At 65.3% G+C, this 12,902-nt stretch carries 13 protein-coding genes; 9 read left to right on the top strand and 4 right to left on the bottom strand.

The features are described from left to right. Positions 1–32 precede the first annotated feature (32 nt). The 5 genes from EKK97_RS06665 to EKK97_RS06650 all read left to right on the top strand — a co-directional run bounded on the left by EKK97_RS06665 (position 33) and on the right by EKK97_RS06650 (position 4,750). Positions 33–1,397, top strand: a complete 1,365-nt coding sequence (locus EKK97_RS06665) for a nitrate regulatory protein (RefSeq protein ID WP_159550524.1) — start codon at positions 33–35, stop codon at positions 1,395–1,397. Positions 1,398–1,706: 309 nt separating this feature from the next. Continuing rightward, positions 1,707–3,008, top strand: a complete 1,302-nt coding sequence (locus EKK97_RS06660) for a CmpA/NrtA family ABC transporter substrate-binding protein (RefSeq protein WP_159550522.1) — start codon at positions 1,707–1,709, stop codon at positions 3,006–3,008. Between the two features lie 16 nt (positions 3,009–3,024). After that, positions 3,025–3,714: a nitrate ABC transporter permease gene (gene ntrB / locus EKK97_RS06655; protein WP_236551389.1), complete on the top strand. Its 690-nt coding sequence runs from the start codon at positions 3,025–3,027 to the stop codon at positions 3,712–3,714. Further along, positions 3,708–3,878 (top strand): ABC transporter permease, encoded by a 171-nt coding sequence (locus EKK97_RS24380; RefSeq protein ID WP_236551388.1) that lies wholly within the window; start codon positions 3,708–3,710, stop codon positions 3,876–3,878. Before ntrB ends, EKK97_RS24380 begins: the two co-directional genes overlap by 7 nt. An 11-nt stretch (positions 3,879–3,889) precedes the next feature. Then, on the top strand, positions 3,890–4,750 hold the full coding sequence (locus tag EKK97_RS06650; protein WP_159550520.1) for an ABC transporter ATP-binding protein: 861 nt from the start codon (positions 3,890–3,892) through the stop codon (positions 4,748–4,750). A gap of 66 nt (positions 4,751–4,816) precedes the next feature. On the opposite strand, the gene EKK97_RS06645 is transcribed toward EKK97_RS06650, so the two are convergent. From EKK97_RS06645 to EKK97_RS06630, 4 genes are all read right to left on the bottom strand, one after another. Then, positions 4,817–5,188: an AtuA-related protein gene (locus EKK97_RS06645; protein WP_159550518.1), complete on the bottom strand. Its 372-nt coding sequence runs from the start codon at positions 5,186–5,188 to the stop codon at positions 4,817–4,819. Beyond that, positions 5,175–6,593 carry an acyclic terpene utilization AtuA family protein gene (locus EKK97_RS06640; RefSeq protein ID WP_159550516.1) on the bottom strand — a complete coding sequence of 473 codons (1,419 nt, stop codon included), beginning with the start codon at positions 6,591–6,593 and terminating at the stop codon, positions 5,175–5,177. Before EKK97_RS06640 ends, EKK97_RS06645 begins: the two co-directional genes overlap by 14 nt. Continuing rightward, positions 6,590–8,503, bottom strand: coding sequence for a TRAP transporter permease (locus tag EKK97_RS06635; protein WP_159550513.1), 1,914 nt, complete (start codon positions 8,501–8,503; stop codon positions 6,590–6,592). Before EKK97_RS06635 ends, EKK97_RS06640 begins: the two co-directional genes overlap by 4 nt. A gap of 119 nt (positions 8,504–8,622) precedes the next feature. After that, positions 8,623–9,510: a TAXI family TRAP transporter solute-binding subunit gene (locus EKK97_RS06630; protein WP_236551387.1), complete on the bottom strand. Its 888-nt coding sequence runs from the start codon at positions 9,508–9,510 to the stop codon at positions 8,623–8,625. A gap of 134 nt (positions 9,511–9,644) precedes the next feature. On the opposite strand from EKK97_RS06630, the gene EKK97_RS06625 reads away from it, so the two are divergent. The 4 genes from EKK97_RS06625 to EKK97_RS06610 all read left to right on the top strand — a co-directional run bounded on the left by EKK97_RS06625 (position 9,645) and on the right by EKK97_RS06610 (position 12,815). Then, entirely contained in the window at positions 9,645–10,544 is a 900-nt protein-coding gene (locus tag EKK97_RS06625) for a LysR family transcriptional regulator (protein WP_159550510.1), read from the top strand. A 56-nt stretch (positions 10,545–10,600) separates the two neighbouring features. Continuing rightward, complete coding sequence (locus tag EKK97_RS06620) at positions 10,601–11,716, top strand: histone deacetylase family protein (protein WP_234286489.1); 1,116 nt, start codon at positions 10,601–10,603, stop codon at positions 11,714–11,716. Between the two features lie 110 nt (positions 11,717–11,826). Continuing rightward, a complete protein-coding gene (locus EKK97_RS06615; protein ID WP_159550507.1) occupies positions 11,827–12,249 on the top strand; it encodes a GFA family protein in 423 nt (140 codons plus the stop codon). Between the two features lie 80 nt (positions 12,250–12,329). After that, positions 12,330–12,815, top strand: a complete 486-nt coding sequence (locus EKK97_RS06610) for a peroxiredoxin (RefSeq protein ID WP_159550504.1) — start codon at positions 12,330–12,332, stop codon at positions 12,813–12,815. Positions 12,816–12,902 lie beyond the last annotated feature (87 nt).

Genomic DNA, 12,902 nt, shown 5'->3' with positions numbered 1-12,902 from the left:
GGCGGCGTTCCTCGTGTATGAGAGGATTGACCATGACGCCTGCCGAGCGCCTGCTTCTGACCGCCAAACGCTGCGAGATCGACGATCTCGAACACCTCACTGCGGCCTGCGATATCGTCGGTGACGTGAGCCGCTTCGTCCATGCCCTGCAGAAGGAACGTGGTGCCTCGAACGTCTACCTGGCGTCGCAGGGACAGCGCTTCGCCGAGCGGCGCCGCGAGCGCATCGCAGAGAGCCAGGCGACCGAACAGGCCCTGCGCGTGCGCCTCGATGCCCTGGGCGACAGTGCCGGGCGCCCTGCCACCACGGCCCGTCTGCTCAGGCGCATCGCCCATGTCTGGCATGCCCTCGACGGTCAGGCGGGTTTGCGCGACGCCATCGGAGCCCTTGAGACCAGCCCCGACGGCGCGACACAGGCCTACAATCAGCTGATCAGCGCCCTGCTCTCGGTGGTATTCGAAGTCGCCGATACCGCCGGCGATCCTGAGATCACCCTGGCACTGGTGGCCATCTTTCACCTCATGCAGGGCAAGGAGCTGGCCGGCCAGGAGCGCGCCTGCGGCGCCTCCGGTTTCACTTCGGGCAACTTCGACGACGCTCACCGGCAACTGCTGCTGCATCTGATCGATGCCCAGCAGCGCTGCTTCGATACCTGCCTCGAGTTCACCACGGCGGCGGGACGCGAGTGCTGGCAGCTCGAAATGCCCGGCCGCACCCTGGCCGGCATCCAGCAGTTGCGCGAACTGGCCTGTGGCGATACGCCCCTGCAACAGAGCGCCAGCACCCTGGGCGAGACCTGGTATGAGCTGACCACACGCCGCATCGACGCCATTCAGCGAGTGGAAGCCTTCCTGATCGGCGAGCTGTCGAATCTGTGTCTGACCAAGACCCTCGACGCGCGCCGCAGCCTGACACGTCACGACGAACTGAGCCGTGAGTTGAACAATGCCACGCCGGCCGTCTGCCAGCAGCTGGTAGAACTGTTCGACGGCAGCGGCAGCCATGAGCTGGGCGAAGTGACCGCCCGGGTCGTGGGTTCCTCGCTGAACCGTTCACTGGTGGAACTGATGTGCGCCCAGGCGAGCCGCCTGCAGGCTCTGAGCGATGAACTGGAGAGCACCCGCCGAGCGCTGCGTGAGCGCAAGCTGATCGAGCGCGCCAAGGGATTGATCATGGCCCACCAGCAGATGAGCGAAGAGCAGGCCTACGCTTTCCTGCGCAAGATGGCCATGGACCAGAGCAAGAGCATGGCCGAGATCGCCCAGACCGTACTGGGGCTGGCCGACATTCTGAAGCCTTCCGCAGAGGAGCCTTCCATAGAGAAACTTTCCATAGAGAAACTTTCCACAGAGGAGCTTCCCGCAGAGGAACGGCATGCGGATCGCACAACCAACTGAGTGGGCGCTTTATGGTGCACCGCACAAGCGCTGCGCACCTTCTCGGCGCCCGGCGATCACCGAAACGATTTGATCGACATCATTCAATATACAGTAACTATTTGTTTTAATTGAAATAACAATACGAATTTAACGCCATGGCATCCAAGCTGCAAAGCCTGATCGTCCGCTGAGTCAATGACGGTTCAGCGCTTTCAAGCAGCCCTCGGACCAGACAACGGCGTCTGCCCAGGTTCCCGTGACGATGTCATGCGAATCGGGGCAGGCGCCGTTTTTTGTCGCCGGATCCTTCCTCCTGGGAGCCATACAATGAACAAGACCAACAAGGGACACTCGCTCGATCGGCGCCGTTTTCTCAAGCAAAGTGCAACCGTCCTCGGGGGCTCGGCCGTGCTCGGCAGCCTGCCCGCCAGCTGGGCCCTGGCCAGCGGACGGCCGGAAACCACCTCGGCCAAGCTAGGCTTCATCGCCCTGACCGATGCCGCCCCGCTGTTCGTCGCACTGGAGAAGGGCTTCTTCGCCGCTCACGGCATGACCGACGTGGAGGTGCTCAAGCAATCCTCCTGGGGCACCACCCGCGACAACCTGGTACTGGGTTCGCAGCGCAACGGCATCGACGGCGGCCACATCCTCACGCCCATGCCCTACCTGATCGCCAGCGGTGCCATGACGCCCAACAACGTGCCGGTGCCGATGCATATCCTGGCGCGCCTCAATCTCGGAGGACAGTGCATCTCCGTGGCCCAGGAGTATCTCGACCTCGAGGTCGGTGTCGATGCCGGCGAGTTCCGTCAGGCGCTTGCCGACAAGCGCGCTGCCGGTAACGAGGTGCGCGCCGCCATGACCTTCCCCGGCGGCACCCACGACCTGTGGATCCGCTACTGGATGGCGGCGGCGGGCATCGATCCCAACGGCGACATCTCCACCATCGTGGTGCCCCCTGCCCAGATGGTGGCCAACATGCGCGTGGGCAGCATGGACACCTTCTGCGTATGCGAGCCTTGGAACGAGCAGCTCATCCACCAGGGCATCGGCTATACCGCCCTGACCACCAGCGAGCTGTGGCACAACCATCCGGAGAAAGCCTTTGCAATGCGCGCCGACTACGTCGAGGCCAATCCCAACGCCACCCGGGCGCTGCTGATGGCCATCATGGAGGCGCAGATGTTCTGCGAGGAACCGCAGAACAAGGAGGAAGTGGCGCGTATTTGCTCTCGGCGGCGCTGGATCAACGCCCCCTACGAGGACATCGTCGAGCGCATGAAGGGCAACTTCGACTACGGCACCGGCCGCATCGTCGAAGACAGCCCGCACCAGATGCGCTACTGGAGCGACTTCGCCTCCTATCCCTTCCAGAGTCACGATTTGTGGTTCCTGACCGAGAACCAGCGCTGGGGCTACCTGCCGGCCGACTTCGACAGCCAGACGCTGATCCGCCAGGTCAACCGCGAGGAGCTATGGCGCGAGGCCGCCGCGGCCCTCGGCGTGGACGGCGCCGACATCCCCGACGCCTCCTCACGCGGTATCGAGACCTTCTTCGACGGGACGACCTTCGACCCCGAGAATCCCCAGGCCTATCTCGACAGCCTGGCGATCAAGCGCCTCGCCTGAGGCAAGGAGAACGAGCATGAAAAGCATGCAGAGTCACGAGCGCGAGCCACGGGTCGCGAGTACCGCCTGGTCCGGCCACGTCCAGCGGGCGGGCCAGCTGTTCAGCCAGCGAGTCCTGCCGCCGGTGGTGATCATCGGCCTGCTGCTGGCCCTGTGGGAGATCCTCTGCTCAACCCCGGGAGCCAGCCTGCCGGCTCCATCGCAGATGCTGCGCGACACCTGGGACTTGATCGCCAATCCCTTCTACGACTACGGCGGCAACGACGTAGGCATGGCCTGGCAGATACTCGCCAGCCTCGAGCGGGTGGCCTACGGCTACTCCCTGGCCGTGGCGGCCGGCATTGGCCTCGGCGTACTGGTGGGCCAGTCTACCTGGGCCATGCGCGGCCTCGATCCGGTATTCCAGGTGCTGCGCACCGTGCCGCCGCTGGCCTGGTTGCCGATCTCGCTGGCCGGCTTCCAGGACAGCAATCCCTCGGCGATCTTCGTCATCTTCATCACCGCGATCTGGCCAATCATCATCAACACCTCGGTGGGCATCCGCAACATTCCCGAGGACTACCGCAACGTGGCCCGGGTGCTGCGTCTCAACGGCATGGAGTATTTCACCCGCATCATGCTGCCTGCCGCCGCTCCCTACATCTTCTCGGGCTGCGCATCGGTGTCGGCCTCTCCTGGCTGGCCATCGTCGCCGCCGAGATGCTGATCGGCGGCGTGGGCATCGGTTTCTTCATCTGGGACGCCTGGAACGCCTCGATGATCAGCGACATCGTGCTGGCGCTGATCTACGTCGGCATCGTCGGCTTCGCCCTCGACCGCCTGGTCGCCTTCATCGGCAACCGCGTCACCCGCGGCACCGCCCAAGGCTGAGGAACAGGAACATGAGCAACCACTATCTAAGCATCGAGAACGTCGACATGACGTTCACCGCCAAGGGCGTGGAGAGTCAGGTTCTCAAGGGCATCGACCTCGCCGTGGAACGCGGCGAGTACATCTCCATCATCGGCCACTCCGGCTGCGGCAAGTCGACCCTGCTCAACATCGTCGCCGGACTCATCGAGTCCACTTCCGGCGCGGTGATCCTCGACGGCAAGGAGGTCAACTCACCGGGGCCGGAACGCAGCGTGGTATTCCAGAACCACTCACTGCTGCCCTGGCTCACCGTCTACGAGAACGTGGCGCTGGCGGTGAACAAGACCTGCGCACGCACCAAGAGCAAGGCCGAGCGTCACGAGTGGATCATCAAGAACCTGGAGATGGTCGGCATGGGGCATGCGCTGGACAAGCGCCCGGCGGAGATCTCCGGCGGCATGAAGCAGCGCGTGGGCATTGCCCGGGCACTCGCCATGGAGCCCAAGGTGCTGCTGCTCGACGAACCCTTCGGCGCGCTCGATGCCCTGACCCGCGCCCACCTGCAGGAGGAGGTGATGCGCATCCAGGACGAGCTGGGCAACACCATGATCATGATCACCCACGACGTCGACGAGGCGGTGCTGCTCTCGGATCGCATCGTGATGATGACCAACGGCCCCTCGGCGCGCATCGGCGAGGTACTCGACATCGACCTGCCTCGCCCCCGCGACCGTATCGCCTTGGCCGATGACCCGCGCTACAACCACTACCGCCAGGAGGTACTGCGCTTCCTCTACGAGAAGCAACGCAAGGTGGAGAGCCTGGCCCAACGGCGCGGCGCCGGCGGCGAGCAGGAGAAAGCCAAGGAGAAACGCATGGCCAAGGCGTGAGCCTCGCACTCCCCTAGCGCAAAACGGGCCACCCAAGGGTGGCCCGTTTTGCGTGCCGGGGGTGTCTTACGCATTGTCGTTCTCGACCACCACACTCATGCCCAGCAGCAGGAAGGAGAGCGTCTTGCCGTGCCCGTCCAGATTGAGGGCACCGTTGACCCCGCCCTGCAGCACGTCATCGATCACCAGGTTCATGCCGGCAAGGCCCGGCATCAGGTAGCGGCGTACCCGGCTCGCCCCGCGATGGGCGAACAGCGCCAGCACACGCTCCTCGGTGACCTGCTCCACCAGCGTCTCATAGTGGCGCGGCTCGAAGGCGAACAGCGCCAGGTTGAGCCGGTCGCCCTTGTCGCCGGCACGGGCATGGGCCAGGCGATGCAGCGGTACGCTGTGACCCTTGGCTGGGCTTGCGGGCACGTTCACTTCAGCGTGCGGCATGGGCGACTCTCCTCTCGCTGGCCATCTTCGTCTCGACAAGAGTGGCATCGAACAGGGTGGCGAAGGCTTCCACATCGCTGCGCTTGACCAGGTAGGACGCCGTGCATACCCGCCGCTGGAACTGTCGGCGTACCCCGCCACCGCCGGCCGGACCGGCACAGTAGAGCGCCAGCAGCTCCTGGGTGGCACGCTCCACCCAGCGCCGCTCGGCGTGCTCGGCGGCCAGCCGCAGGCGGTAGTCGCCGCTGGCCGCGGTCGGCAATCTGCGTTGCAGGTCGCCGGCATCGCTGTCGAATACGCTGGCATGGCCGACGATGTCCAGCCGCGAGCGCAGCTCCGGCGGCGCGCGAAAGGTCAGCCGCTCGCGCAGCACCTCGGCAGCAAGCTGCGCCCGGGCCAGGGCGTTGGGTCCGGCGTAGGAGATCTCCGCCTCGCCCTGCCAGCCGCCCTCGTAGCAGACGGTGGTCTTGAGGCGCTGCGGTGCCGGCTTGCCGCGAATGCCGGTGACCGCCACCCGATCGGGACCGAGTTCCTCCACCCGCACGGCAGAAAGATCCACCACCACATCAGGGGTCAGGTAGTTGGCGGGATCGTGCACCTCGTAGAGCAGCTGCTCCTTGACCGTGCGCGCAGTGACCATGCCGCCGGTGCCGGCGGGCTTGGTCACCACCAGGGTGCCATCCTCTTCCACCTCGATGATGGGATAGCCCACCGTGGCCAGACCGGGAACGTCCTTGACGCCTGGATCGGCGAAGTACCCACCGGTGACCTGGGCACCGCACTCGCCCAGGTGACCGGCCATCATGCCGGCGGCCAGGCGGTCCCAGTCGTTCCAGGCCCAGCCGAAGTGATGCACCAGCGGGGCCAGGAACAGCGCCGGGTCGGCCACCCGGCCGCTGACCACTACCTCGGCGCCGAACTCCAGTGCCTCGACCAGGGGCCCAGCACCGAGATAGACGTTGGCCGAGATCAGCGCCTCCTCACCGGGCAGCTCACGGCTCTCCGCCTCCCAGCGCTGCAGGTCCAGTTCGCCGAGGCGGGCGCGGATGTCATCGCCATGCACCCGCCCGATCCTCGCCTCGCCCCGCTCGCTGCGGGCGGCCAGCTCGGCCACCACGCGGCAGGCGCCGTCCGGGTTGGCCGCGCCGAAGTTGCCGAGAATGGCAATGCCATGCCTCAGGCAGTCATCCAGCACAGGTGTGAGCAGCTCTTCCAACAATGGCTCGTAGCCCGCCGCCGGGTCGTCACGCATGGCACGGTGGGCCGCCGCCAGGGTGCGCTCGCCCAGGGTCTCGAAAATCAGCGCGGCGGGCTGGCCACGGCGAATCAGCTCTCTCACCACGGGAATGGCGGCATCGGTGCGGTCGCCGGAGAAACCGGCTCCGCTGCCCAGCAGGAAGGTCATGAATGGGTCTCCTTGGCCGGAATGCCGTGGCTATCCAGTGTCTGCTCGTGAGTGGCATCCACTGCCAGGCGCTGGCGACGACGAGCGAAAAGCACTACCAGCAGCAGCAGCGCACCGGCCGTGGTCAGCCAGCCGGGTATCAGCGCCAGCCCCACCACCAGCGCGAGCCCGGCCACGTCCATCAGCCGGTGGCCGCTCATCGCCACCCGCGACATCAGCGCAGCGAAGGCAACCACGAACACCACGCCCTGGGAGCTGGCCAGCAGGATGTCGAAAGCGCCGCCGAAGCCGGCCAGGGCCGGGTAGATCAGCAGCAGGAAGGGAATCACGTAGATCGCCGCCGCCAGGCGCACCGCCTCGCCCGCTGCCGGCAACCAGTTGGTACCGGCGATGCCCGCCGCGACGAATACCGCCACGCACACCGGCGGCGTGATCACCGAGAGGGTGGCGAAGTAGAACACGAACAGGTGGGCGATCAGCGGCTCGACACCAATGGTGGTGAGTGCCGGTGCCAGCACCGAGGCCACCAACACGTAGGCCGCCGTGGTGGGAATACCCATGCCCAGGATCAGGCACACGCCGCCGACGATGAAGGCCACCAGGAACAGCGACTGGCCGCCGACGTTGACGATCAGGCTGGCCAGGGTCACGCCAATGCCGGTCATGCCGATCATGGCTACCAGCATCTGCGCGCCAGCCAGCAGCACGCCGATGATCACCATGCCCTTGCCGGCATCGATCAGCCCCGAGAGTAGCTTGCCGGCGATCTCGCGCAGCGGCCGTCGCGCCAGCAAAGCGAACGGCACAAAGGTCAGCACCGTCATCAGGATGCCGTAGAAGGCCGCCATCTGAATCGAGCGCCCCGACAGCACGCCGTAGAAAAGCCCGCCCAGCGCCGCCAGGATTGGAATGATCCGCTCCGGGCGCAGCACCTCCGGCCAGCTCGGCAGCTCCTCGTCGGGCACCACCTGCAGGTTGCGCCGCCGCGCGACCAGGTGAATGGTCAGGAATACGCCGAGGTAGAACAGAATGGCGGGCAGCAGCGCGGCCAGCGCGATGCGCAGGTAACTCTCGCCGAGGATCTCGGCCATGATGAAGGCCGCCGCCCCCAGAATCGGCGGGGCGATCTGGCCGCCGGTGGAAGCCACCGCCTCTACCCCCGAGGCGAAGGGCGCCGGGTACTTGAGCCGCTTCATCATGGGGATGGTGAAGTTACCGGTGGTGGCCACGTTGGCCACGGCGCTGCCGCTGACCATGCCGAACAGCCCCGAGGCCACGGTGGCCACCTTGGCGGCGCCGCCCGGCGAACGCCCGCTGATGCGCAGCGCCAGATCCATGAAGGTCTGACCGCCGCCGGTGTGCAGCAGCAGGCAGCCGAACAGCACGAAGGCGGCGATAGTGGTGGCGGCCACGCCGACCAGCATGCCCCACACGCCGAGATCGCCGAGATAGAGCGTCTCGGTGATGTAGTAGAGGTCGAAGCCGCGATGCCCCAGCGGCCCGGGTATCGCCGCCCCGAGCCAGGCATAGGCCAGCCCCGCCAGCACCAGCAGCGGGAAGATCACGCCGATGGCGCGCCGCGACAGCTCCAGCACCGCCACCAGCAGTACGCCGGTGAACAGCATGTCCCGTGGCGTGGCCCAGGGCAGCTCGACGAGGATCCGCTCGTAGTTCATCACCACGTAGCCGCAGGCCAACACCGTGCCGGTGGCCAGTATAAGGTCACAGGCCAGCCCCAGGGGGCGCCAACGCTTGCCCGCGCCCAACGGGTAGAGCGTCAGTCCCAGCAGGATCACCAGCGCAAGAAAGATGCCTCGCTGGATCAGGCTCTCGAAGGGGCCGGTCGCCGAGGTGTAAAGAATCAGCCCGCCCAGCATGAGGGCCAGCAGCTTGGTTAGGTTCTCACGCATGGCAATCGTCTCCCTGGGCCGTTATTCGACAGGCCGCAGGGCGTCGGGGATCTCCAGGCCCTGCTCCTCAAAGTAACGTGCCGCGCCGGCATGCAGCGGCACGGTGCCCACCTCGAGGGTCATCTGCGCCAGGTCGGCGTCGCGTACCGCGGAGAAGGCGTTGGCCTGTGGCTCGGGTTCTCCATTACCGCCTTGACGATCCGGTAGGCGGTCTCCTCGTCGAGGTCCGGGTGGGCGTGCACGGCCACGCCGAAGGCCCAGGTGGTGTAGGCCGGAACGCCCTCCCCCGCGCCCTCGGGAATGTCGACCACGGCCAGGTCGGGCATCTCGCTGCGCAGGGTGTCGGCCTGCTCGTCGGAGAGCGACAGCACGTTGATCGGCGTGAAGGTGGCAATGTCCATGGTCGAACCATCGAGCTTGTTGCCCACTCCCGACTTGGCATAGCCCATGATGCGGCCATCCTTGATGGAATCGACCACATCGGTAGTCGAGCCGCGCACATAGTCCGGGGCAATGCCGAGCGTCTCGAGCACAGCCTCGGTGGTGCTCTCGGTGGCCGAACCGGTGATGCCCGGGTTGAAGCGCACGCCCTCCAGATCCGCGAGGGTCGAGACACCGGCATCCTGGCGCATCACCACGTTCTGCGGCGCCACGGTATAGACCCACAGCAGGCGGCTGTCGACCGGGCGGCCATCGAAGTCCTCCTGGCCGGCGTAAGCGTGATAGCCGGTGTTGGTGGTGACCAGGCCCATGTCGATCTGGTTGCGGCTCAGTCGGCGCAGGTTGTCGACGGTGGCGCCGGTTTCCGCCACCGAGGCGCTCACACCCTCGACCTGGCTGTTGATGATCTGGTTGACGGCGACGAAGTAACCGTAGTGGCTCGACGAACTGGAAGTCGAACCGATCAGCAGGCGCTCATCAGCCTGAACGGTGGCGGCAGCGGTAACGAGCGTGGCGCTGGCTGCCATGACAGTCAGCAGGGTCTTCATCTTTAGCATTGGCTTCATGAGTGGCTCCTTTGGGCCCGGCTTTGCGGGCTTGTTGTTGTCGTGCTGCGCATGGGGTTGCCCCAAATAGCAGCATGAAGAGAGCACTATGTTTTGACTATTGAATTGTTTTTAACTTGTGTTTTACTTTCTAAATGAATCCAAGCATCAAGCAGCTGCGTGCCTTCGTCGCCGTGGCCCAGTCGAGCAGCCTCGCCGAAGCCAGCGAGCGGATCCATCTCTCCCAGCCGGCGATCTCCATCGCCCTGCGCAAGCTCGAGGAGACGGTGGGGGGCGCCCTGTTCTCGCGCGCCACGCGCCAGCTCAGCCTGACCCCCGAGGGCGAGGCCTTCCTGCCGGTGGCGGTACGCCTGCTCCATGACTGGTCCGAGGCCTTCGAGGATCTCGGCGAGCGCTTTTCCAAACAGCGCGGCAAGGTCACCGTGGCCGCCCTTCCCACCCTGGCGGCGGGGCTGCTGCCGGGCATCATCGCCACCTTTCACGCCCGTTACCCACGCATCAACCTGAGCCTGCACGACGTGCTGGCCGAGCAGGTCAGCCAGCTGGTGCGCGAGGGGCGCGCCGACCTGGGCCTGTCGGTGGCCCCTCATGACACCGAGGAGCTGGCCTTCGAGCCGGTGCTAGTGGACCGCTACGTGGCGGTCTGCCCCAGCGGCCACCCGTTGCTCGAACAAGAGAGCGTGGCCTGGAAGCAGCTGGCCGGACACCCTTTCATCGGCATCAGCCGCCTCTCCAGTTCGCGCCAGGATATCGACCGCATCATGGCCGAGGTGGGCGCACCGCTTTCGATCCTGTGCGATGCCAGCCAGATCGCCACCGTAGGCCGCATGGTCGCCGCCGGGCTCGGCATCAGCGTGCTGCCACAGCTGAGCTTTCGCCAGATCGCCACCGACGGCATCGCATATCGGCCGTTGACGGCACCCGACGTGGAAAGACCGCTGGGTATCGTCATACGCCACCGTCACCCACTCTCGGCCTCGGCCTCGGCGCTGCGCGCGATGATTCAGGAGTCGACCCTGGATCCAGGCGGCTAGCGTTTTGCAAGCAGCTATCCTGTGGGAAAACGACACCTGTCCCGCAGGAGCTGCACGTGGCCGAGCCCAACAGCGTCATCGCCTTTTATGACGAGCGCGTCCTGTCCCACCAGCCGGATACCGACGCACCTTTCCTGCCCAACCGCATGGAGCGGCGCATCCGCCAGCTCCTTGCGTCGCTCAATGTCCCCTGGAAATATCCGGAACACGCCGGACGGCTGGGTGCCATTCTCAACCTCCTCGAACTCGAACCGGTCCCCGGCCTATGCTTCGAGAGCGGCAAGCCGGCGACCAGGGAGCAGTTAGGACGCGTCCACACCAGTTCCTATCTCAGCCATATCTTCGATCTACGCGGCAAGAACGCCTGGCTAGACGTGGACACGACGGCGGTATCCGCCGGCAGCGTCGACGCGGCGGAGGTCGCCGCCGGCACGACCATCGCAGCGGTAGAAGCCGTCATGCAGGGGCGAAGCAAAAGTGCCTTCGCCCTGGTGCGACCACCCGGCCATCACGCCGAGCCCGTCCGTGCCCGTGGCTTCTGCCTGTTCAACAACGTGGCGGTGGCCGCGGCCCATGCCAGGGCCGAGCTGGGCTGCGAACGCGTACTGATCGTCGACTGGGACGCCCATCACGCCAACGGCACCCAGGATATCTTCTGGGCCGACCCCAACGTGATGCTCTTCGATATCCACCGTGCCTCGCCCTTCTATCCTGGCACCGGTAACCTCGAGGATGTCGGCGTGGGCCTCGGTGAAGGCACCACTGTCAATGTGCCCATGCCGGCAGGCGCCGGCGACCAGGCCTACCTCAAGGCCTTCGAGGATATCCTGGTTCCCGCGGCGAACTGGTTCCAGCCGGACCTGATTCTGGTCTCAGCCGGCTTCGACCCCCATCCGTTCGACCTTGCGCTCAACGTTTCCTATGAGGGCTTTGCCGTCATGACTAGCATGCTACAGACGCTGGCCCACCAGCATTGCGGTGGACGGCTGGTCTTCGTACTGGAAGGCGGATATCACTTGCTCTCACTGTCTCGCGGCGTGAGAACGGTACTGGCCGTATTGGCTGGCGAAGCAGCCCCCTCGCCTGGGCTCATCGGCGTTGCCGAAGCCAAGGCAGCGGCCGCCTTCCACCGCCAGGCCTTCATCTCGGAGGATCCCGACTCGCCAACTTGATGGGCGCACACGGCGACGTTCGTATTCGGGCACCATGCGGCTGCGAACCTTCCCTGCGAAGGCTATCCTTCGCCATGAAGACCATTTCAATGCGCGACGGAGGGGAATTCATGAAAGACGGGATGAGTGCACGCGGCAGCTGCCTTTGCGGTGCGGTAAAAGTCGCCGTGGCAGTGAACAAGCAGAACGTCGGCGCCTGCCATTGCGACATGTGCCGCACCTGGGGCGGCGGACCGCTGCTGGCGCTGGAGTCGGTCAGCGATGTCGAGATCGAAGGCGAGGAGAACGTCACGGTCTATGCTTCATCGGATTGGGCCGAGCGCGGCTTCTGCCGGCGTTGCGGCACCCATCTCTTCTACCGCCTCAAGGCCGGCGACCATTACGCCATTCCCGTGGGCCTGGTCGATGGCGGCGAAGCATGGAACTTCGACAGCCAGATCTTCATCGATCAGAAACCCGAGTACTACCGCTTTGCCAACGAGACCCACAACATGACCGGCCAGGAAGTCTTCGATGCCTACCAGGGCAGTTGATCGTCGCTACACTCGGCAACGCACCCGGCTGCCGAATTGCACTACAGTGTTCCCACCGAAGAGATGAACAGGAGCTGCCCATGCCCATTTCCGTAGGCGACAAGATCCCCAACGTCACCATCAAGACCAACGGCCCCGACGGGCCCGAGAACATTTCCACCGGCGAACTCTTCGCTGGCAAGCGCGTCGTGCTGTTCGGCGTACCCGGCGCCTTCACTCCAGGCTGTTCCAACACCCATATGCCCGGCTTCGTCATCAAGGCCGACAAGGTGCTGGAAAAGGTCGACACCCTGGCCTGCATGGCGGTCAATGACGCCTTCGTGATGCGCGCCTGGCAGAAGGACCAGAACGCCGAGGCGATCCTGATGCTGGCCGACGGCAACGCCGAATTCACCCATGCCCTGGGCATGGAAAAGGACGCCAGTGGCGCCTGCATGGGCGTGCGCAGCCTGCGCTTCGCGCTGATCGCCGAGGATGGCGTGGTGACCTACGTGGGCATCGACACCGAGCGAGGCGTGGTCGATAAGAGCAGCGTGGATACCATACTGGCTCATCTACAGGGCTGAAACTTTCCCAGAGACTTTCTCTCAAGCTTCCTTCCTTCCCGCCGATACCATAATTGAGGCCGCTTTCGGCACAGTGCTTCACCGGGA

Origin of the sequence: Billgrantia tianxiuensis (assembly GCF_009834345.1) — a bacterium.
Lineage (GTDB): Bacteria > Pseudomonadota > Gammaproteobacteria > Pseudomonadales > Halomonadaceae > Halomonas > Halomonas tianxiuensis.
This window is presented reverse-complemented; position numbering and strand designations above follow the sequence as displayed.

Coding starts and splice junctions, on each gene's coding strand:
- EKK97_RS06630 (WP_236551387.1), bottom strand. CDS start 9,510: ATGAAGCCAATGCTAAAGATGAAGACCCTGCTGACTGTCATGGCAGCC.
- EKK97_RS06650 (WP_159550520.1), top strand. CDS start 3,890: ATGAGCAACCACTATCTAAGCATCGAGAACGTCGACATGACGTTCACC.
- EKK97_RS06660 (WP_159550522.1), top strand. CDS start 1,707: ATGAACAAGACCAACAAGGGACACTCGCTCGATCGGCGCCGTTTTCTC.
- EKK97_RS06635 (WP_159550513.1), bottom strand. CDS start 8,503: ATGCGTGAGAACCTAACCAAGCTGCTGGCCCTCATGCTGGGCGGGCTG.
- EKK97_RS06615 (WP_159550507.1), top strand. CDS start 11,827: ATGAAAGACGGGATGAGTGCACGCGGCAGCTGCCTTTGCGGTGCGGTA.
- EKK97_RS06610 (WP_159550504.1), top strand. CDS start 12,330: ATGCCCATTTCCGTAGGCGACAAGATCCCCAACGTCACCATCAAGACC.
- EKK97_RS06665 (WP_159550524.1), top strand. CDS start 33: ATGACGCCTGCCGAGCGCCTGCTTCTGACCGCCAAACGCTGCGAGATC.
- EKK97_RS06645 (WP_159550518.1), bottom strand. CDS start 5,188: ATGCCGCACGCTGAAGTGAACGTGCCCGCAAGCCCAGCCAAGGGTCAC.
- EKK97_RS24380 (WP_236551388.1), top strand. CDS start 3,708: ATGCTGATCGGCGGCGTGGGCATCGGTTTCTTCATCTGGGACGCCTGG.
- ntrB (WP_236551389.1), top strand. CDS start 3,025: ATGAAAAGCATGCAGAGTCACGAGCGCGAGCCACGGGTCGCGAGTACC.
- EKK97_RS06640 (WP_159550516.1), bottom strand. CDS start 6,593: ATGACCTTCCTGCTGGGCAGCGGAGCCGGTTTCTCCGGCGACCGCACC.
- EKK97_RS06625 (WP_159550510.1), top strand. CDS start 9,645: ATGAATCCAAGCATCAAGCAGCTGCGTGCCTTCGTCGCCGTGGCCCAG.